Annotated in this window: 18 protein-coding genes; 9 read left to right on the forward strand and 9 right to left on the reverse strand. The window is 65.7% G+C overall.

Features of this window, described 5'->3' with window-relative positions:
* Positions 1–62: 62 nt before the first annotated feature.
* Entirely contained in the window at positions 63–1,790 is a 1,728-nt protein-coding gene (locus ACNFH5_RS26825; protein ID WP_416751363.1) for a SulP family inorganic anion transporter, read from the reverse strand.
* 170 nt (positions 1,791–1,960) lie between these two features.
* Between ACNFH5_RS26825 and ACNFH5_RS26830 the strand changes: the two genes are divergently transcribed.
* The gene (locus tag ACNFH5_RS26830; RefSeq protein WP_416751365.1) at positions 1,961–2,620 is read left to right on the forward strand and encodes a MarC family NAAT transporter; all 660 of its coding nucleotides are present in this window, start codon (positions 1,961–1,963) and stop codon (positions 2,618–2,620) included.
* 273 nt (positions 2,621–2,893) lie between these two features.
* Here the strand turns inward: ACNFH5_RS26830 and ACNFH5_RS26835 are convergent, their stop codons facing one another.
* From ACNFH5_RS26835 to ACNFH5_RS26855, 5 genes are all read right to left on the reverse strand, one after another.
* Positions 2,894–3,709: an HpcH/HpaI aldolase/citrate lyase family protein gene (locus tag ACNFH5_RS26835; RefSeq protein ID WP_416751367.1), complete on the reverse strand. Its 816-nt coding sequence runs from the start codon at positions 3,707–3,709 to the stop codon at positions 2,894–2,896.
* A 32-nt stretch (positions 3,710–3,741) separates the two neighbouring features.
* A complete protein-coding gene (locus ACNFH5_RS26840; protein ID WP_416751369.1) occupies positions 3,742–4,932 on the reverse strand; it encodes a CaiB/BaiF CoA transferase family protein in 1,191 nt (396 codons plus the stop codon).
* A gap of 109 nt (positions 4,933–5,041) precedes the next feature.
* The gene (locus tag ACNFH5_RS26845; RefSeq protein ID WP_416751371.1) at positions 5,042–6,391 is read right to left on the reverse strand and encodes an MmgE/PrpD family protein; all 1,350 of its coding nucleotides are present in this window, start codon (positions 6,389–6,391) and stop codon (positions 5,042–5,044) included.
* A 19-nt stretch (positions 6,392–6,410) separates the two neighbouring features.
* Positions 6,411–7,571 carry an acyl-CoA dehydrogenase family protein gene (locus tag ACNFH5_RS26850; protein ID WP_416751374.1) on the reverse strand — a complete coding sequence of 387 codons (1,161 nt, stop codon included), beginning with the start codon at positions 7,569–7,571 and terminating at the stop codon, positions 6,411–6,413.
* Positions 7,572–7,619: 48 nt separating this feature from the next.
* Positions 7,620–8,447 carry an FAS1-like dehydratase domain-containing protein gene (locus ACNFH5_RS26855; protein ID WP_416751376.1) on the reverse strand — a complete coding sequence of 276 codons (828 nt, stop codon included), beginning with the start codon at positions 8,445–8,447 and terminating at the stop codon, positions 7,620–7,622.
* A 135-nt stretch (positions 8,448–8,582) separates the two neighbouring features.
* Between ACNFH5_RS26855 and ACNFH5_RS26860 the strand changes: the two genes are divergently transcribed.
* The 3 genes from ACNFH5_RS26860 (at position 8,583) to map (ending at position 10,549) form a co-directional block, all read left to right on the forward strand.
* Complete coding sequence (locus tag ACNFH5_RS26860) at positions 8,583–9,488, forward strand: LysR substrate-binding domain-containing protein (protein ID WP_416751378.1); 906 nt, start codon at positions 8,583–8,585, stop codon at positions 9,486–9,488.
* An 84-nt stretch (positions 9,489–9,572) separates the two neighbouring features.
* Positions 9,573–9,782, forward strand: a complete 210-nt coding sequence (locus ACNFH5_RS26865) for a ParD-like family protein (protein ID WP_416751380.1) — start codon at positions 9,573–9,575, stop codon at positions 9,780–9,782.
* Positions 9,779–10,549, forward strand: a complete 771-nt coding sequence (map, locus tag ACNFH5_RS26870) for a type I methionyl aminopeptidase (RefSeq protein WP_416751382.1) — start codon at positions 9,779–9,781, stop codon at positions 10,547–10,549. Before ACNFH5_RS26865 ends, map begins: the two co-directional genes overlap by 4 nt.
* Before the next feature lie 8 nt (positions 10,550–10,557).
* On the opposite strand, the gene ACNFH5_RS26875 is transcribed toward map, so the two are convergent.
* Positions 10,558–11,391 (reverse strand): oxidoreductase, encoded by an 834-nt coding sequence (locus ACNFH5_RS26875; protein ID WP_416751384.1) that lies wholly within the window; start codon positions 11,389–11,391, stop codon positions 10,558–10,560.
* A 91-nt stretch (positions 11,392–11,482) separates the two neighbouring features.
* On the opposite strand from ACNFH5_RS26875, the gene ACNFH5_RS26880 reads away from it, so the two are divergent.
* Positions 11,483–12,436 (forward strand): AraC family transcriptional regulator, encoded by a 954-nt coding sequence (locus tag ACNFH5_RS26880; protein WP_416751386.1) that lies wholly within the window; start codon positions 11,483–11,485, stop codon positions 12,434–12,436.
* Positions 12,437–12,613: 177 nt separating this feature from the next.
* Positions 12,614–13,360, forward strand: a complete 747-nt coding sequence (locus tag ACNFH5_RS26885; RefSeq protein WP_416751389.1) for an AraC family transcriptional regulator — start codon at positions 12,614–12,616, stop codon at positions 13,358–13,360.
* 22 nt (positions 13,361–13,382) lie between these two features.
* Here the strand turns inward: ACNFH5_RS26885 and ACNFH5_RS26890 are convergent, their stop codons facing one another.
* Together ACNFH5_RS26890 and ACNFH5_RS26895 are read right to left on the reverse strand one after the other, a co-directional pair.
* Positions 13,383–13,787: a hypothetical protein gene (locus ACNFH5_RS26890; RefSeq protein WP_416751391.1), complete on the reverse strand. Its 405-nt coding sequence runs from the start codon at positions 13,785–13,787 to the stop codon at positions 13,383–13,385.
* 30 nt (positions 13,788–13,817) lie between these two features.
* Positions 13,818–15,374, reverse strand: coding sequence for an EAL domain-containing protein (locus tag ACNFH5_RS26895; protein ID WP_416751393.1), 1,557 nt, complete (start codon positions 15,372–15,374; stop codon positions 13,818–13,820).
* A 155-nt stretch (positions 15,375–15,529) separates the two neighbouring features.
* Between ACNFH5_RS26895 and ACNFH5_RS26900 the strand changes: the two genes are divergently transcribed.
* From ACNFH5_RS26900 to ACNFH5_RS26910, 3 genes are all read left to right on the forward strand, one after another.
* Positions 15,530–17,269 (forward strand): response regulator, encoded by a 1,740-nt coding sequence (locus ACNFH5_RS26900; protein WP_416751395.1) that lies wholly within the window; start codon positions 15,530–15,532, stop codon positions 17,267–17,269.
* Positions 17,270–17,360: 91 nt separating this feature from the next.
* Entirely contained in the window at positions 17,361–17,639 is a 279-nt protein-coding gene (locus ACNFH5_RS26905) for a DUF2892 domain-containing protein (protein ID WP_416751397.1), read from the forward strand.
* A gap of 259 nt (positions 17,640–17,898) precedes the next feature.
* Complete coding sequence (locus tag ACNFH5_RS26910) at positions 17,899–20,361, forward strand: PAS domain-containing protein (RefSeq protein WP_416751515.1); 2,463 nt, start codon at positions 17,899–17,901, stop codon at positions 20,359–20,361.
* Positions 20,362–20,514 lie beyond the last annotated feature (153 nt).

The raw sequence follows: 20,514 nt of genomic DNA on the forward strand, positions 1-20,514 counted from the left end.
TTCTTCGCGGCGCGCTTTCGCCTGCTACGGCAATGCGCCCGGCGCGCGGGAGCAGTGTCGGGCTATGGTCTCCAGTCGACGCCAGAATCCGCGAGATAGGCATCCACGGCGGCGCCGACGGTCGGATGGAAGGCCGACTCGCCCAACCCCTCGAACAGTTCGAACTGCTTCATCTTGTCCTTCACCGGGTCCTTCATCTCGGCGAACTGCAACTCGACGCCGCGCTGCTCCAGCACCTTGTCCAACTCGGCGAGCATATCGGCGGAGGTCACATCGATGCTGGTCACCGGGCTCGCGGCGATCACCAACCGCTGCACCGGCGTGGGCGACTCGTCCAGTGCGGCCAGCACCTGGTTCTGGAACTGCTCGGCATTGGCGAAGAACAGCGGCGCATCCCAGCGCAGCAGCACCAGGCCGGGTATGCGCCGGGCATTCGGGTAACGCGTTACGTCGTGATAACCACGCACTCCGTCGACCCGCCCGAGCACCGCATGGTGCGGCCGCCAGCCGTCCCAGAGGAACTCGATCACCGAGATCACCACTGCGATGCAGATGCCCGGAATGGCGCCGAACACCGCCACCCCGGCGAAGCAACTGATGGACAGCCAGAATTCCCAGGGCTGCATGCGATAGATGCGCTTCAGGTCAGTGAACTCGAACAACCCCAGCGCGGCGGCAATCACCACGGCCGCCAGCGCGCTGTTGGGCAGGTGCTGCATGAGGTTGGGCGCCACCAGTAACAGCAGGGTCACCGCCAACGCGCCGATAATGCCGGTCAGTTGGGTTTTCGCCCCGGCCGCCTCGGCCACCGGCGTGCGCGAGGAGCTGCTGCTGATGGGAATGCCCTGGAACAGCCCGGAGGCGACATTCGCCACGCCCAGGCCGAACATTTCCTGATCAGGGTTCACCGGCGTCTTCAATCGCGCTGCGTAGGTCCGCGACAGCACGCTGGTGTCGGCGAAGGACACCAGCGCCACGGCGACTCCGCCGAGCACCACTTCCACCAGGTCGATATCGCTTACCCAGGGGAAGGCGAGCGAGGGCAACCCTTGCGGCAACTGGCCCAGCACCTGGACACCATGGCTGCCAAGATCGAGCAGGCTCACCGCCAGCGTCGCCAGGATCACCGCGATGAGGATTCCCGGTAGGCGCTTGTATGGCTTGAGCAGCAGGATCAGCGCCAGGCTACCGGCGCCCACGGCGAAGCTCATCCAGTTGGCGCGGCCCTCCAGCAGTGCCTGGCCCAGCGACCAGAGATCGCGCAGCGGCCCCTGGCTGTCGACCTTCAGGCCGAACAGCTTGGGCAACTGGCTGATCAACACCGTGAGCGCAATACCGTTCATGTAGCCGTAGCGGATCGGCTTGGACAGCAGCTCGGTGATGAAGCCCAGGCGCAGCAAGCCGGCCACCATGCACACCGCGCCGGACACCAGGGCCATCAGGCTGGCGATGGCGATAGCCCGCTGCGGGTCGCTCGCTGCGTACTGCACCACCACCGCAAGGATAGGCGCCGCCAGCGCCGAGTCCGGACCGAGCACCAGGATGCGGCTGGGCCCGAACAGCGCGTAGGCCAGCAGCGGGATGATGGTCGCGTACAGACCGTAGATGCCCGGCACACCGGAAGCCTCGGCGTAGGCAATACCCACCGGCACCAGCATGGTGGTCAGCACCAGGCCGGCGGCCAGGTCCTTCGGCAGCCAGCTCGCCTGGTAATTGCGCAGGGTCACGAGGCCGGGCAGCCAGCGCTGCCAGTCGAAGCCGGAACGAGGGCACGGCGAGGTGTCGGACATCGGGGAAAGGCTCCAGGCGAAGACAGCGCAAGGTTCGAGCGAAGCGGCAACCTTATCGTCAGACAGCGTAGTTCAGCACTCGAACGGCCTTTAACCGAGGTCTGCCGGCAGCTCGCCGATTCGCACCTAAACTTCATTCCTGCCAGACACGAGCACAGAGACGCCCGGCCATGAGCAGTTTGTTCGACGCTATCCTACTTGGGCTACTCGCCTTGCTGCCCCTGATCAATCCACCGACGACGGTGGCCCTCTTCCTTGCCCTGTCGCAGGGGTTCAGCCGCGAAGAGAAGAACCAGCAGGCCCTGCTGACCGCCTGCTACGTGTTCATCATCATGACGCTCACCTACTACATCGGCGAATTCATCATGGGGGTGTTCAGCATCTCCATCCCGGGCCTGCGTATCGCCGGAGGCGGCATCCTCTGCATCATTGGCGCGCGCATGCTGTTCCCCAACCCCGTGCCCTCCCCCGATCCCGCTGACGGCGTGCCCGAGCGGACCAGCTTCGCCTTCATCCCGCTGGCCATGCCCAGCACTGCCGGGCCTGGCACCATCGCAATGATCATCAGCTCGTCGGCCAGCATCAAGAACAGCACCAGCTTCCCGCATTGGGTGGTGCTGGTGGCGCCGCCGCTGATCTTCCTGTGCACCGCACTGATCCTCTGGGGCTGCCTGCGCGCCTCGGACCTGATCATGAAAGCCACGGGCAAATCCGGCATCGATGCCATTTCGCGGCTGATGGGCTTCCTGCTGGTCTGCATGGGCGTGCAGTTCGCCATCAACGGCCTGGTGGAGGTCGTGCAGGGGCTCATCACTGCCAATGCGCGGTAACAGCTGAGCTCCGAGCGGGTGGCAACCGTGTAGGAGCGAGCTCGCTCGCGAACGCATGGCACCGGATGTCCCGGCATGAAGCCGGGTTCGCGAGCAAGCTCGCTCCTACAGATAAGCAGTCGACTTCTGGCGCGCGCCGATTAGTAACAACTGCGCTCCAAGCGGATGGCAACCGTGTAGGAGCGAGCTCGCTCGCGAACGCAGGGCACCGGATGCCCCGGCGTGAAGCGAAGTTCGCGAGCAAGCTCGCTCCTACAGAATACGAAAAAGCAGTCAGTTACCGGCGCTGGCCAGCAATCGCTGGGCGCGGGCCAGTACCGGGGCGTCAACCATCTGCCCGTCGACCTGGAAGGCCGCCGCACCGCTTTCCGAGGCAGCCACCACTCGCCGTGCCCAATCCAACTCGTCGGCACTGGGAGCCAACGCCGCATGCACCACGCCCACCTGCCTGGGATGAATACACAGCGCGCCGAGCAACCCGAGGTCGCGGCCATGGCGGATGGTTGCGGCAAAGCCTTCAGCGTCATCGAACGCCGGGAACACGGTATCCAGCGGCGGCTGCAGGTCATTCACCCGCGAATGCAGCAGCAGGCTCAGGCGCACCTGGTCGTAGACCACCGCAGCAGCCGGGGTGCCACTGCTCATACCGATGTCCAGCGCCAGGTCGAGGCCGCCGAAGGTCAGGCGTTCCACGCCTTCGCAAGCGGCGATTTCGCCCAGCGCGAGCAGCCCGCGGGCGCTTTCGATCAACGGCCACACCGGTTTGCCACAGGACGCGGCGATGCGCACCTGCATCGCCCGTTCGGCCTTGGGCAGCAGGAGGCCGATGACGCCGGGCAGGCGCCTGCACAGCTCGAGATCGGCCGCTTGCTCCGGGTCGCCGGCGGCGTTCACCCGCACCCGCACACGTGCCTCCGGGTTGGCGGCGAGAAAGGCTTCGAGATTCTCGCGGGCCTGTGCCTTGAGCGAAGGCTCGACGGCGTCCTCGAAGTCGACGATCACCGCATCGGCGCCGCTGGCCAGGGCCTTGGCAAAGCGCTCCGGGCGGCTGCCGGGCACGAACAACGCGGCTCGTACGATCGAATCCATGGGGCTTTTCTGGCTCACTGGGCTCTCCTGGGTCATACCGCGCCCTGCTCGTGCAGGCGCTGGATATCTCCGGCGGTATACCCCAGTTCCTGCAGCAGGTCATCAGTCTGCTCACCCAGGGCCGGCACGGCATCCATGCGCGGTGCGTAGGCGTTGCTGTTCACCGGTGGCAAAAGCGCCGGCAGGCGGCCTGCCGGGCTGTCGATTTCGCGCCAGCGGTCACGGGCGGCCAGCTGCGGGTGCTGCCACAGGCCACGCATGTCGTTGACGTGGGCGTTGGCGATCTGCGCTTGCTCCAGGCGTGCGACCACCTGTTCGGCCTGCAGTGTGGCGAAGGCCCCGACGATCAGCCCACGCAGCGCGTCGCGGTTGCTTACCCGCAGGCTGGTGGCGGTGAAACGCGCATCGACCGCCAGTTCCGGACGCTGCAGGACGATTTCGCAGAACAGCTTCCACTCGCGCTCATTCTGCACGCCGAGCATGACGCTGCCGCCATCGCCGGTGGGGAACGGCCCGTAGGGATAGATGGTGGCGTGGGCAGCACCGGCGCGCGGCGGCTGCGACTGGCCTTCGAAGGCGTAATACATGGGAAAGCCCATCCACTCGGCCATGCCCTCGAGCATCGACACCTCGACGCGGCTGCCCTCCCCGGTTCTGCCGCGCAACAGCAGCGCCGAAAGGATGCCGCTGTAGGCATACATGCCGGCGGAGATGTCGGCGATGGAACAACCGGCCTTGGCCATCTCGTCGGCGCCCGGGCCACCGGTCACCGAGAGGAAGCCGCTTTCGCTCTGGATCAGCAGGTCGTAGGCCTTCTTCTGTTCATAAGGGCCGCCTTCGCCGTAGCCGGAAATGTCGCAGACGATCAGCCGCGGAAAGCGCTCGTGCAGCGCTTCGAACGACAGGCCCAGGCGCGCGGCGGCGCCGGGCGCGAGGTTCTGCACCAGCACGTCGGCGGTTTCCAGCAGTTGTTCCAGTACGGCCTGCGCCGGCTCCTGCTTGAGGTCCAGCGACAGGCTTTCCTTGGAACGGTTTGTCCAGACGAAGTGCGAGGAAAGACCACGCACGCGTTCGTCATAGCCACGGGCGAAATCGCCGACGCCGGGGCGCTCGATCTTGATCACACGGGCGCCGAGATCGGCCAGCTGGCGGGTGCAGAACGGCGCGGCGATAGCGTGTTCCAGGCTGATGACGGTGATGCCGTCGAGGGGACGCGAACTCATGGGCAACTCCAGACGCCGGCCGGCTGGCCAACGCGAATTCTTCAGAAATTTCGGGCGGTGGGATCGGGCGACCATGTCGCCCGCGAATCTCTCTCGGGTGAGGTCGCCGTCAGTGGAAGACGCCCAGCTCCGGTAGCTCATGCAGACGCCAGCTGGCCTGCACCAGGCGGTCCGCTTCAGCCTCGCTGCGCTGGCCGGCGAAGGCCAGCAGGCGACGGAACTTATCCTCCAGCTCCGCTCGGCTCAGACCGTTGCCTGGATCGCCCTTAGGCTCGTCGATGGCGCCGTGCAGCTGGCGGCCGTCGGTGGTCAGTACGTCGACACGGCCGAGCCAGCGCCGTGGGTAGGCACCGTCCACCTCCGCGTCGAGCTGCATGCTGACCTTCTCGCGGAAAGCGGAAACCTTGGCGTCGCTCAGGGAGAACTCCTCGAACTCCACCAGTCCGGCCTTGCCGTGCACGGCGATCAGGCCCAGCACGGTGCCCATGGAGAACTTCGCCTGGTGCACCGTCTGCGGCACCACCACGCGGCCCAGCACATCGATGGCGCCCTGGTGCACGCGAGTGGTGACCCTGGCGATGTCGCCGTGCTTGAGCCCTTCGCGCTGCATCAGGCCCAGCAGCGCATCGGCGGCGGGATGGGTATGGCGGCAGGAGGCGTGGAACTTGTAGGAGGTCTCGCAGAGCGCCCAACGGGTACCCAGACCATCCACCAGCCTGCTTGGGTCGGCGTCGCTGGACATGCCGGCGGCCATGCCCTGCTCGCCTTCGAGGATGTTCTGCGCGCCGGTCAGGCCATCGGCCGTCAGGTAGGCGGCGAGCAGGCCGTCAGCCGCCGCTTTGGCGGTGTGCAGCTGCTTGGAATCGGCGGCATCGCGGAGGAACTCCCAGAGCCCGGCGGCCTGGGTGCCGGCGCTGCCCAGGCAGTTGACGAACTGCCGGCAGTCCAGCTCCAGCAGTTTGCCAACGGCCACCGCGGCAGCCAGGGTGCCGACCGTGGCGGTGGTATGGAAGATGCGGTAGTGCGAGCGACCGAGGAACTCGCCGAGGCGGATGCCCGCTTCGTAGCCGGCGACGCTGGCGAGAATCAGCTCGCGTCCGGACTTGCCCAGTTCCTGCGCGGCCGCCAGCGCCGCCGGGAAGACCACTGTGGCCGGGTGCAGCACGGAGCTGTTGTGCAGGTCGTCCTGCTCCACCAGGTGCGAGCTGGCGCCATTGACCAGGGCGGCGAAGTAAGCGGAAGTCGAGGTGCCATCCACCAGCACGCGGCTCTTGCCGCTCGCCGGGCCCATGCGCTGGGCGTAGCGCTGGAACAACGGGATCGGGTGGCGGTTCTGGCTGGCCAGGGCCGAGCCGAGCCAGTCGAGGAACAGTTCTTCGGTGTACTCGACCACGGACGCGGGCAGGTCTTCGTAACGCAGGCCGGCAAGGAACTCGGCGAGGGCGTGGGTATTGTTCATCGCTTGTCGTCCCGGTCGATTAGAAAGAGCGCGGCAGTTCGAGCAGGTGCTCGGCCACGTAGGACAGGATCAGGTTGGTGGAGATCGGCGCCACCTGATACAGGCGCGTCTCGCGGAACTTGCGCTCGACGTCGTATTCGTTGGCGAAGCCGAAACCGCCGTGGGTCTGCAGGCAGGCATTGGCTGCTTCCCAACTGGCCTTGGCTGCCAGGTACTTGGCCATGTTGGCGGCGGCGCCGGCGTTCTTGCCGCTGTCGTATTCCTCGCAGGCGCGCCAGCGCATCAGGTCGGCGGCCTCGATCTCGATATGCGCCTCGGCAATGGGGAACTGCACGCCCTGGTTCTGCCCGATGGGCCGGCCGAACACTACACGGTCGCGGGCGTACTGCGCGGACTTCTCGGTGAACCAGCGGCCATCGCCGATGCACTCGGCGGCGATCAGCGTGCGCTCGGCGTTGAGACCGTCGAGGATGTACTTGAAGCCCTTGCCTTCCTCGCCGATCAGGCTGCTGGCCGGCAGTTCCAGGTTGTCGAAGAACAGCTCGTTGGTCTCATGGTTGACCATGTTGGCGATAGGCTGCACGGTCAGGCCGTTGCCGATGGCTTCACGCAGGTCGACGAGGAAGATCGACATGCCCTCGGACTTCTTCTTCACCTCGGCCAGCGGCGTGGTGCGGGCCAGCAGGATCATCAGGTCGGAATGCTGGATGCGCGAGATCCACACCTTCTGGCCATTGATCACGTACTTGTCGCCTTTACGCACGGCGGTGGTCTTGATCTTGGTGGTGTCGGTGCCGGTGGTGGGCTCGGTGACGCCCATGGACTGCAGGCGCAGTTCGCCGCTGGCGAGTTTGGGCAGGTAGTAGGCTTTCTGCTCCGCGCTGCCGTTCCGCAGCAGGGTGAACATGTTGTACATCTGCCCGTGGATGGTGCCGGAGTTGCCACCGCAGCGGTTCACCTCCTCCAGAATCACCGACGCCTCGGCCAGGCCCAGGCCCGAGCCGCCGTATTCTTCCGGGATCATCGCCGATAGCCAGCCGGCTTCGGTCATGGCGCGGACGAAGTCCTCGGGGAAGCCTTTTTCTTCGTCGATCCTGCGCCAGTATTCGGCGGGGAATTCCGCGCACAATGCGCGCACGCCGTCACGGATGGCCTGGAGTTCTTCGGGGGTAGAGGTCATCGAATCACCTTTCATGTTTTCTTGTTGGAAGCACCGCCAGGGGTGCGATCAGTCGAATTCCACTTCGCCGCGCTGGGCGATGCCGGCGCCATTGCCAGCCCAGACCTCTGCCTTGCCGGGGCCGCTCACGCGCCCACCGACTTCGAATGGTTCGGGGCTGATCAGCGGGCGCAGGCCGCGGTAGGCATAACGGCGCAGGCGCGCTTTGGGGTTGGCGCGGCAGAAAGCGCGCAGGTTCAGGGTTCCGATCAGCGGGCCGTGCACCACCAGGCCGGGGTAGCCCTCGGCCTCGGTGACGTAGGGCCAGTCGTAATGGATGCGGTGGCCGTTGAAGGTCAACGCTGAATAGCGGAACAGCAGGATCGGCGACGGCACCACGGCTTCGCTCCAGTCGCTGGCAGGCAGCGCATCGCCGCTGGCCAGTTTGGGCGGCGTGGGCTCGCGATAGACGATGTCCTGCTCTTCACTGAAGGCCAGGCGGCCATCCTGCTTGAACTCGTGACGCAGGGTGACGAACAGCAGCGAGCCGGTGCGGCCGTGCTTTTCCTCGACATTGAGAATGGTGGTGATTCGAGTCGCGACGCCACCGACTCGCAGTGGCTCGTGGAACTCCAGGCGGCCACCGGCCCACATGCGGTTGCGCCCATCGGCCGGAGGAAGGAAACCGCCGCGCGCCGGATGGCCGTCAGCGCCCAGGCCCGACTCGACTACTTCGTCCTGAAAGAACATCCAGTGCCACAGCGGCGGCAGCGCGTCGCCTTTTGCTGGCACATCTTCCGCGAGGGTCACGGCCAGACGGCGGACCAGCACGGCACTCAGTTCTTCCTCGCGTTCCTGGGAACGGCCGATCCAGTCGGCGTACGGCGAATCGCTCATGGGTGACCTCTTGGCAGAGTGGATGACGCCGAGCATGCAACAGGGCTTGCGTTCGGCGAATCCACATTTTCATAATCCAGCGTTAAGCTAAATCGAACGCCACTCTCATCCCCAAGCCTAGCGGGAACCCGTTACATGCATTTCGATCTCGCCGACCTGCGTCTTTTCACTCACATCGCTGAAGCCCCCAGCCTCACCCAGGGCGCCCGCCGCGCCCACCTTTCCGCCGCTGCCGCCAGCGCGCGGATCAAGGCGCTGGAGGGCCAGCTCGAGTGCCGCCTGTTGTACCGCGACAACCGTGGCGTCGAGCTGACTCCCGCCGGGGAGCGCCTGCTGCAACACGCACGGCTGATCCTGCGGCAGGTGGATCACCTGAAAAGCGACTTCAGCGGCCAGGCTGGCGATCAGGTCGGGCACATCCGCATCTTCGCCAACACCACGGCGTGCACCGAGTTCCTGCCGGAGTTGCTGGCCGACTTCCTCGCCGAGCGCCCTGGTGTCAGCGTCGACTTGCAGGAGCGGCTGAACCGCGACATCGTGCGGGCCATCCTCGATGGCTCGGCGGACCTGGGCATCGTTGCCGGCCCGGTGCGCGCCGAGGGTCTGCAGATCGTCCACTTCAGCACCGACCGGCTGGTCCTCGCGGTCGCTCCGGATCATCCCTTGTGCGCCCTGCCCCGGCTGACCCTGGCCGACACGCTGGACTACCCGCATATCGGCCTGCACGAAGGCAGCACCTTGCAGAGCTTCCTGCGCGAACGGGTGGACCGCATGGGAGGCGAGCTGAACCTGCGCATCCAGGTCGCCAGCTTCGAGGCCATCTGCCGAATGATCGAGGCCGGCGTCGGCATCGGCGTCATCCCGGAAACCGCCGCCCTGCGCCACAGCCGCACCATGAACCTGCGCATCCTGCCGCTGGACGAGCCCTGGGTGGTGCGCGAGCGCAGCGTGTTGTTGCGCGACCGCGAAGCCCTGCCCGCCTGCGCCCGTGCGCTGGTGGACCTGTTGCGCGATATGCAGGACGCCGGTTCGCCCCGATAAGCTGGCGCGCGGGCTTTGCGCTGTCATGCCCAAAGCCATATGATGCATATATGGATTGTAATGGTTTATATGGAAATCGAATTCATGGGCATCATTAACCTGGATGACGAACTGCACGACCAACTGCGCCGCGCAAGCTCCGTCGCGTGCCGTTCGATCAACGCCCAGGCGGCGTTCTGGATCAAGATCGGCATGCTCTGCGAACTGGAACCGACCCTGAGCTTCAACGACATCGTCACCCGCGAACTTCAGGAAGCCGGGGTGAAATACCCCGCCGCCGGAGGTGCCAAGTGATCAAGACCCCGGCGGAACTGGCGCTGATGAGGGAGTCTGGACGCTTGCTGGCAGAGGTTTTCGGCTTCGTCGACAGGCTGCCGCTGGAAGGCATGACCACTTTGGAAGTGAACGACCAGGTCGAGCGCTACATCGTCGACGAACTCCAGGCTCGGCCGGCCAGCAAGGGGCAGTATGGCTTCGCCTACGCACTCAACTCCTCGCGCAACCAGGTGGTCTGCCATGGCGTGCCGTCCGAGGCGGACCGTCTGCAAGGCGGCGACATCGTCAACTTCGATATCACCCTGGAGAAAAACGGTTTCATCGCCGATTCGAGCAAGACCTACCTGATCGGCAAGGTCAGTCCCGCAGCGAAGCACCTGGCGGAAATCACCTACGAAGCGATGTGGAAAGGTATCCGTGCGGTGAAACCCGGAGCACGGCTGGGCGACGTCGGCCATGCCATCGAGCGGCACGCCCGTCAGCATGGCTATACCGTGGTCGAGGAATACTGCGGCCACGGCATCGGCCGCGAAATGCACGAGCCGCCGCAGGTGTTGCACTTCGGCCGTCCGCGCACTGGGCAGGTGCTCAAGGAAGGCATGGTGTTCACCATCGAGCCCATGCTCAATCAAGGGCATTCCGGGGTGAAGACTCTCGCGGACGAGTGGACCGTCGTGACTCTCGACGGCAAGCTCTCCGCGCAGTTCGAGCACACCGTGGCCGTCACCGCGAAAGGCTTCGAAGTCCTCACGCTGCGCCCCGAAGAGCGCAACGCCGGATACTGACCCGCGTCTCAGCCGTCGGTGGAACGAGTGAGCGCTTGCCAGTGATTGATCTCCTCTTCCAACGCCGAAAGCTTCTGCCGCACCAACCCCAGAGCGTCGCTGCCCAGTAGCAGGTGCCGTGGCGGCGCCGCGGCGTCGATAGCCGCCAGCATGGCCTGCGCGGCTTTCGCCGGGTCACCCAGTTGCTTGCCGCTCTTTTCCTGCCGCGCCTGGCGCAGCGGATCGAACAGCGCGTCGTAGTCAGCAATGGAACGCGGACTGCGCACCATGGAGCGCCCCGCCCAATCGGTGCGGAAGGAACCCGGCGCCACCGCGGTCACCGCGATGCCGAAGCCCTCGACTTCCTTACCCAGCGCGTCGCTGATGCCCTCCAGGGCGAACTTGCTGCCGCAGTAATAGGCGATGCCCGGCATCGTGATGTAACCGCCCATCGAGGTGATGTTGAGGATGTGCCCACGGCGGCGCTGGCGCATGTACGGCAGTACGGCTCGAATCATCGCCACGGCGCCGAACACGTTCACCTCGAACTGCCTGCGCATGGCCTCCAGCGGCGACTCCTCGAGGACGCCTTCGTGACCGTAGCCGGCGCTGTTCACCAGCACGTCCAGGGGGCCGACGCTGGCCTCTACGTCAGCGACCACGGCGGGGATGGCGTCGAAGTCCGTCACATCGACCAGGCGGCCAGAGATCAGCCCAGGCGCCAGCGCCTCGAGCTCAGCGCGAGCCTGCTCGCTGCGCACCGTGCCCACCACCCGGTGTCCGGCGGCCAGCGCCTCGCGGGCCAGGGCCAGGCCGAAGCCACTATTGGCTCCGGTAATCAGCAGGGTCTTGCGAGATGACATGGGTGACTCCATTGCAGAGGGATTGAGTGCACAATACGTAACGCCCACCCTGCTTCAGAGACCTCAAACTCTGTCTTTATTGCCTGATTCTATGAATGAGTCCATCGAAGCGCCCTGCTCCGTCCAATTACGCATGGCTGCCCTGCTCTCCGAGCTGGCCCCGCAGGAAGGCTACAACCTCACCGCGCTGCCGAGCGTGCGGCTGCTCCGCTCGAATCGCCCGCTGGCACGCACTCCGGTGCTCTACGACCCCGGCATCGTGATCGTCTGCCAGGGCTGCAAGCGCGGCTACTTCGGCGATGAAGTCTACATCTATGACGAGCAGCACTACCTGGCCGTCGCGGTGCCGGTGCCGTTCACCATGGAAACCGACGCCACGCCCGAGCAGCCGCTGCTGGCCATCTACCTGCACCTGGATTTCCAGCTCGCTGCCGAGCTGATGCTGCAGATCGATCAGATTGGCCAACACGTCGCCGAAGACGCGCCGCGCAGCCTGTTCTCCAGCCCGATGGACCCGGCGCTGACGCAGTCCGTGCTGCGTTTTCTCGAAGCACTGGGCAGGCCGCTGGAAGCGGCGATCCTCGCGCCAGCCCTGCTGCGCGAACTGTATTTCCGTGTGCTCACCGGTGCCCAGGGCAACGCCATGCGCGCGGCGCTGGCAATGCGCGGCCGCTTCGGCAATATCGCCAGGGCCTTGCAGCGCATCCACACGAGCTACTCGCAGGCCATCGACCTGCCGCAACTGGCCAGCGAAGCGGGCATGAGCGTTCCGTCCTTCCACAGCCACTTCAAGGCCATCACCCGTACCTCGCCTATGCAGTACCTCAAGTGCACACGGCTGCACCAGGCGCGGCTGTTGATTGTGCGCCAGGGTATGACAGCGCAGGCGGCGAGCCTGGCGGTTGGCTACGCCAGTGCCTCGCAGTTCAACCGAGAGTTCAAGCGCCTGTTCGGGCGAACGCCGCTGGCGGAAGCGCAGCGCATGCGGGAAAACTTCGCGATTCCGCCGGCTCACGAAGGTTCGGATTATGTCTCCTCTCACTGAGGATTGCGCACTCGAGCTCCACAAATTCGCATAAAGACGATTTTTTATTGCTCTCTTTATGAAACACGAGCAATAAGACGCCATATTCATGCCATCACTTTCACCTAGAATGCTGACTCCCCAGGAGTTCCGCATGAAACCACTCGACAACTCCACGCCAACGAGAGGCGACGCAGCATGACGTGCGCCCTGTCCCTCGAAGCGCTCGCCTACGACCACCAGGACGGCGAGGAAATCCTGCCGCACTGCCACAACCAGGCGCAGCTGATCCACTCGATTTCCGGCGTGATGCTGGTGGGCGCGGCGCAGAGAAACTGGGTGCTACCGGCTGGCCACGCACTGTGGGTACCGCCGGGGACCGAGCACCAGATCCGCATGTTCGGCAGCGTGCGCATGCGCACCCTGTTCATGCCTGCCTCCACCTGGCCCTGGGGCGGCCAGCAATGCCAGCTAATCACGGTAACGCCACTGCTGCGGGAACTGCTGGTTGCCGCCAGTGAGATGCAGGCAACGGATGGAAACGCGCACCGCCGCCGCTGCCTGCACGAACTGCTGCTGGTGGAGATGGACGCGGCACAGACCGTCGGCATTCACCTCGCCATGCCACGGGACCCGCGCCTGCTGCGGTTGTGCAACGCGGTGATCGGCGCACCGGCCGATGAAACCGGCATGGAGGACTGGGCCCGGCAACTGAACATGAGCAGCCGCACCCTCGCCCGCCTGTTCCTGCGCGAACTGGGGATGAACTTCGGTGACTGGCGCACCCGCGTGCGCATGGTCCTCAGCCTGCAACGCCTGCTCGCCGGCGCCTCAGTGCTGGAAGTGGCGCTGGAGCACGGCTACCAGAGCCCGAGCGCCTTCTCGCAGACCTTCAAGCGGGTTCTCGGGCGGTTGCCGAGTCAGTATCGGGCAGAGCGAGTCTGAGGCGTGCCGGGCAGGCCCGGCATCATTCGATGCCGAAGTGGATGCTGTAGTTCACGCTTTCGCCGCGCCGGGCGCTGGCGCGCATCTGGTAAACCTGCACGCTGTAGGTCCCCGAGGCCGGCAGCGCGCCGCTCCAGTCCTGGCCGACCGAGCCGCTGCCCAGGGCGGTGGATTCACCCGGTTTGTCGCCGGGCGCGAAGAGATTGAAGTTGGCGTTACTGCTGCCGCTGACGCCGACTTTCATGTGCTGCCCGGCCTTTGCCGACAGCGTGTAGAGCACCGAGTCGTAGCCCTTGAAATTGCCTTTGGCGGTAGTGCTGCTCGCACCCTTGGCGAAATGCACCGGGACCGTGGAGACGGTGTCGGCCGCCAGCGCTAATGCCGGCGTGGCACTGAGCAGGCAGAACAGCAGCAGGGAAGTTTTCATGGTGATCATCCTGTTGTCAGAAGTTGGAAGTCATGACGCCGCCCGCCAGCTCTGGCCGGCGAGGTAAGCGAGCAACTCGTCCAGCGGCATCGCCTTGCCGAACAGCCAGCCCTGGCCGTACTGCACGCCGCGCTGCCGCAGGTACTCCAGTTGTTCATCGGTCTCGATGCCTTCGGCCACCATCAGCAACGCCAACTGGCGCGCCATGGCGATAGTGTGGTCGGTCACCGGGCAAGGCGCGCCAGCGGACAGTGACTGGACGAAGGAGCGGTCGATCTTCAGCAGGTCCAACGGCAGGCGCCGCAGGTATTGCAGGCTGGAGTATCCGGTGCCGAAATCGTCCAGGGCGATCGGATGGCCAGCCTCGCGGCTCTGCACCAGTGTCCGGTGCGCGGCATCGATGTTCAGCAGGCTGCTTTCGGTCACTTCCAGCCAGATGGATTCGGCGGCGATTCCTGCCCGCTGCCGCTGCTCTGTGAGATGCGGCAGGTAGGCAGCGCTGGCGACATCACACGCCGAGAGGTTGATCGAGACATGCGGCAACTGCCCCGAGACGAGGCTGGGGCCGAGCTCCCGGCAGACGGTGGAGATTACCTGTCCGGTAATGGGTTCGATCAGCCCGCTGGACTCCGCCAAGGGCAGGAAGGTGTCAGGCATGTGGGCCGAGCCATCCGTCCGGCGCCAGCGCACCAGGGCTTCGGCGCCGATGCAGCGGCCGTCACGCAGGTCGAGGATGGGCTGGTAGAAGGCGGTGAATTCGCCATTCGCCACCGCCCGTGTCAGCACGGCCAAGGGTGACAGGTACGCCCGTACGCGCCGAGCGACCACCCAGCACCACAGGCCGGAGAGCAGCAGCCCTAGTGGCGTGAGCATGAGTAACTCGCGCCAGAGGTCACGGAGCATTTCCTGACGGGTAACGGCGGCCACCGTTTGCCAGTTGCCATGAGCGACCCGCGTGTAGACGTAGCCGTCGCGCAGGCCGGCGTGCGGCTCGCCATGGATGCGCGTTAGCACCTGGGCGAAGTCGGCAGCCGGGGCCCCCAGCCAGTGCCCTGCCGGCGTGCCCAGGGCCAGGCTGACGCCGGGCGCCAGCGAGGTTTCGAGGAAATGTTCGGGGTCGATCAGCAGGTTGAACGCGGCATCCTGCAGCGCCAGCATCGGCTTGGCCGGCGCCACGAAGGGCGGCACGTTGATCGAAACGCCAAGCCCTTCGCGGGTATGGAACTCTGCCGGCCAACGCTGCGCGCCTTTGTCGATCAGCCCCCAGGAGCTGCAGACGAATACCTCCTCCTCGACATACCCCACCGCCTTGACCGCCAGCGTGTCGATGGCCACCAGACGCATCTGCTCGATGCCTTCCACGGAGCATGGCGGCAGCGCCGAGCGGTTCAGCTCGCGCAGTGCCGCGGCGGCCTGGGCGATGGTGTCGTCCGCTCTCTGCGAGGCGAGCCTGGCCAGTGTTTCCAGGCGATCCGCGGTGTGCTGCATGACCAGGGTCCAGGCCAGGTAGCCGGTGCCGGTGACCACCAGCGCGGCACCCAGCAGGCTGGCAATGACGCCGGTGCGAATAACAGGAGCGCGATCCATGACGGCCGCCTTGAGGGGAAGTGATGGGCCTTTGCGAGCATTGTTTCCCGGCGGCAGCGCAGTGAGGATGCGAAAACCAGTCACCTCTTGTAGGAAAATGATTACACGATCGCCTTCGTCCTGCCCTAGAGTGAAGGGCAAACCTGGGGGATGAGATGGCGCGAATACTGATCGCGGACGAACACCCGATGACCCGCTATGCCGTGCGCATGCTGCTGCAGGCGGAGCGGCATACGGTGGTCGGCGAAGCCTGCAACGGCCTTGAAGCGCTGAGCCTGACGACCCGCCTCACGCCGGACCTGCTGATCATCGATATCGACCTGTCGCAGCTTACCGGCCTGGACGTGATCTCGCGCTTGCGTGCGCGGGGCCTGACGCTGCCGATCCTGGGCTACAGCACCCAGGATTCCGAGCACTACGTCGGCCGCTTCCTGCAGGTTGGCGCTTCGGGTTTCGTCAGCAAACATCAGGACATCGACCGGCTCAAGGAAGCCCTGGCGGTGCTCCTGCGCGGGCACAGCTACTTCCCCGCCGAGATGCTCGGCAGCGTGCATCGCGCCAGCCTGCAGGAGAACGACGCCGAGCGTGTGGCCTCGCTGTCCAACCGTGAATTGAGCGTCCTCAGTCTGCTTGCCAGCGGCTACAGCAACCAGGAGATCGCCCGCGAACTGACCATCAGCGAGAAGTCCGTCAGTACCTACCGGGCACGCATGCGCAGCAAGCTCAACCTCTCCAGCATGCTCGACCTGATCGACTTCGCCCGCCGCAACCGCCTTGCCGCACCCGCCAGCCTTGCCCGTGACGGAGCCCGTGACGAGGGCGAGGAGCCCATGTGGCGCTCCATGGTCGAGAGCCTGCCGGCAGCCTTCTACGTGCGCGATACGCAGGCGCGCCTGATGTATGCCAACCCGGCGCACCTGGCGCTGTACCAGACCCGCCTCGATGATGTGCTGGGCACCCGCACCACCGAGGTCGACTGGTACCCCCCGGACGACGCGCGCAACATGCTGCGCTTCCTGCAGCGCGCCATCGCCGAGGAGCAATCCTTCAGCAAGGATATCGAGCTCACCGTGCATGGCGAGCGCCGCGTATTGCACCACTGGGGCACGCCCTACCGGGATGGCGACGGCAATCTGCTCGGGATGATCTGCTGCAGCACCGACGTCACTGAGCGCTATGACCAGCTCAACGAACTGCGCAGCCGCGCCGAAGCCGGCGAGCTGGCGCACCAGCAACTGACGGACCTGTTCACCAGCGCCACCACCCACCTCAACGAACGCATCGATGCGCTTGCGCAGACCCTGGCGCAGCCCGCCTCCGCCAATCTCGAACGGGCCCAGGCGATCCTCGATGAACTGCGCGTGCACGGCGCCTCGCTCAAGCGCGCACTCGTTGCCCAGGACGAAGTCCCGCTGCTTCCCACGCGACTGGACGTGCTAGTCGCCGAGGTGCTCGAAGCGCTGCACGGGCAGGCAGACCGGAAGCAACTGACACTGAAGCTGGAAACCGACAAGCGCTCGCGACAAAGCGTGCTGGTCGATGCCAAGTCCCTGCGCGAGGCCTTGCGACACCTGGGCCTTTATGTGATCGACCTGACCGACAACGGCAGTGTGCAGGTTCGCATCGTCGCCAGTCCGACGCAGGACGGGCTGGGCGTACGCATAGTTCTGGAAGGCCTGCCGAGCGCGGGGCGGGCGGAAATGCGTGCCTATTCCCTCTCCGAACTGACCCGCGACTACCCCACCCGCAATCCGGCACGCCACAGCCTGAGCCAGAACATCGCCCAGCACCTGATCAACAGCATCGGCGGCGAACTGCAGATTTCCCATCTGCCTGGACAAGGCTGCTGCGCCACCGTGCACCTGCTGCTCGCCCGCGAGAGTGACCATCCGTAGTTTCGACTGAACCCGCGCGCCGGTTGCCGGCTCCCAGCTACAGGGCGTGAAACCCGTGCCCGTTCCGCACAATCGCAATGGGAGACCTGAAATGACTCAGCAGACTTTCGGTGGCCAGAATCTCGGCAAATGGGAGCGCGCCTTGTCCGTGGCCATCGGCCTGGCCGGCATCGGCAAGGGCGTGCGCCGAGGCGGTGTGAGCGGCTGGCTGGAAGTGGCAGCGGCCGTGCTGGTGGTCAAGCGTGGCCTGACCGGCCACTGCCGGGTGAAGGAAGTTCTGGGCGAGCTGCAGCAGGCGTCGGTATCCGAGGTGCATCCGCTGCCGGAGCCCTCCCCGCACCGTCGCCCGCCCCGCTCCGCCAGGGCCTGAATAAACGCTGCGTCTCGCACGGCCGCGCTATAGTCAGGGGCATCGCCGCGAAACCGGGCCTCATTGAAACGGAACGCGGCGACCGTTCCTGCGCTCATAACGACAAGCGTCTCTACGACAAACACCCCTTCGCCTCGACTCTTTCGGCCCCGACGACATGGAACAGTTTTCCGATATCGCCGCCGAACCGGCAGCCCTCGATGTCACTGATATCCTCGCCCGCGAGGACGACCAGCCGTTGCCGGATGTCGCCACGCTGATGCGCACGCGCGACTGGAGCGCCTCGCCGCTCGGTGCGCCGGAGACCTGGTCGGCCAGCCTGAAGACATTGATGAGCACGGTGCTCCCGGTAAAGGCGCAGATTGTGCTGTTCTGGGGCCCGCAGTACGTCGCCCTGTACAACGACGCCTACTCGCCCAGCATTGGCGGCAAACACCCGCGCGCCCTCGGCCGCCCCGCTGTCGAGAACTGGACCGAGCTGTGGGATGACCTGGAACCGCTGCTGCGCGGCGTACGCGAGACCGGCGAGACCTTCTCGGCCAAGGACCGCCCCTTCTATATCGAACGCCACGGCGCCGGCGAAACCGTGTATTTCGACGTGTCCTATTCGGCGGTACGCGACGACGACGGCTCCATCGGCGGCGTGCTGTGCATCGTCACCGAGACCACCGAGCGCGTGCAGTTCGAACGCCGCCAGGCCTTCCTGCTGGAATTGGGCCGCGCCCTGCCGACCATTGCCGAGCCTGAGCGTATCGAGATCGTCGCCGCCAGCAGGCTTGCCGAGGAGCTGGGCGCCACACGGGTGTTCTTCGCAGAGGACAACGGCGATGGCGTGACCTTCGACGTCGCCCGCGAATTTCCCGGCGCGCCGCAAAGCGCCGTGGGCCGCCATCGTTACCGTGACTTCGGCGTCGATCTTCTGCGCTCGCTGCAGGCCGGATTGTCGGTGGCGCGACACTACCGCAGCGACTCGGGCAACCTTCCCGAAAGCGAAGCGCAGTCCTGCCGCGACTTCAGTCTGGCTGCCACCTTGCACGTGCCGGTAATCCGCCACGGGGTACTGGAGGCTGTGCTGGCGATCCACCATGAACGGCCACACATCCATACCGAGTTCGAACTGCGTCTGGCCGAGGAAACCGCCAAGCAGGCCTGGACGGCGATCCTCCATGCGCGGGCGGAAACAGCGTTGCGCGAAAGCTCCACGCAGCTTGCGGCGATGTTCGACCAGGCCAGCGCCGGCATCGCACTGTGCGACCGCGACGGCTACTTCACGCGGGTCAACGAACGTTATTGCGAGATAGTCGGCCGCTCCCGCCAGGACCTGCTGCAGTCCCGCCTGCACGAGCAGCCTCCGCCCGAGCTGTTGGCCGGAGCGACAGCATCGAGGGAAATCGTCCATCGCCACCTGCACCCCGATGGCCGTGAAGTCTGGGTACAGGATCAGCTGACGCCATTGCTCGACGAACAGCTGGCCGTCACCGGGATGCTCTGCGTCTGCGTTGACATCAGTGCCCGCATCCGCGCCGAGAAAGAGCTGCGCAAGCTCAACGAAGGCCTGGAGGAACGGGCAGCCGCCATGGTCGCCCAGCGCGAGGCCGCGGTGGCCCAGCTGCACGAAGCGCGCAAGATGGAGATGATCGGCCAGCTCACCGGCGGCATCGCCCATGACTTCAACAACCTGCTGACGCCCATCATGGCGTCGCTGGAACTGGTGCGCCGGCGCCTGGACGACGAGCGCTCCACCACGCTGATCGACGGAGCCCTGCAGGCCGCCGACCGCGCGCGCATCCTGGTCGGCCGCCTGCTGACCTTCGCCCGCCGGCAGACCCTCAAGCCCCAGGTGGTGTCGCTGCAGCGACTGATCAGCGAGATGCGCGACCTGATCGAGCGGTCCCTCGGCGGCATGATCGATGTGGCGATCGAAGTGCCAGCGCACCTGCCGTCGGTGATCGTCGACCCGCACCAATTGGAGCTGGCAATCCTCAACCTGGCAGTCAACGCCCGCGATGCCATGGCTGACGGCGGCCAGCTGAAGATCAGCGGCAAGGTCAGCGAAATCGCCGATGGCCAGTTCGAAGGGTTCTGCGCCGGGCGTTATGTTGGCCTGGTGGTGAGCGACAACGGCAGCGGAATGAGCGCCCAGACCCTGGCACGCTGCCTGGAGCCGTTCTTCTCCACCAAGGGCATGGGCAAGGGCACCGGACTTGGGCTGTCCATGGTGCAGGGGCTGGCGGCGCAGTCCGGCGGCGGCCTGGGCATTGCCTCGCAGGAAGGCAGCGGCACGCAGGTCACGGTCTGGCTGCCGATCACCGATGAACTGATCCTTAGCGAAGAGACGGATACCTTCGACGCCCCGGTGGCGCCCCGGCCGATCCATGTGCTGCTGGTGGATGACGAGGACATGGTGCGCTACACCACGCGCCTGCAACTGCGCGACCTGGGCTACCAGGTCACCGATGCCTGCTCGGCGGCCGCGGCCATGGCACTGATCGACAACGGTCTGGTGCCGGACGTGCTGGTCACCGACCACATCATGGCCGACCGCACCGGGGCCCAGTTGGCCCAGGACCTGCGCCAGCGTTTCGCCGGCCTGCCAGTGCTGATCATCACCGGCTACGCCAATCTCACCCCGAGCCAGATTCGCGGTTACGAGGTGCTATCCAAACCCTTCCGCCGCGCCGAACTGGCCGCGCGCCTGCTGCAGCTGGTGAGTGCAGGCTGAAGCCGGTCTGGCCGAAAGTGCCTTTACGGATCATCGACGGGGCCTGAAGTCGGGTTTTATCGCATGGCATTCAATCAAAAAAGCCCGTTCCCGTGGGTGCCGGGACGCGCGGCACACACAGGAACGGGCTTGCGGCAGTAGCGCAGTCAGACA

It is taken from the genome of Pseudomonas sp. NY15435 (genome assembly GCF_048068295.1).
Classification (GTDB): domain Bacteria; phylum Pseudomonadota; class Gammaproteobacteria; order Pseudomonadales; family Pseudomonadaceae; genus Pseudomonas.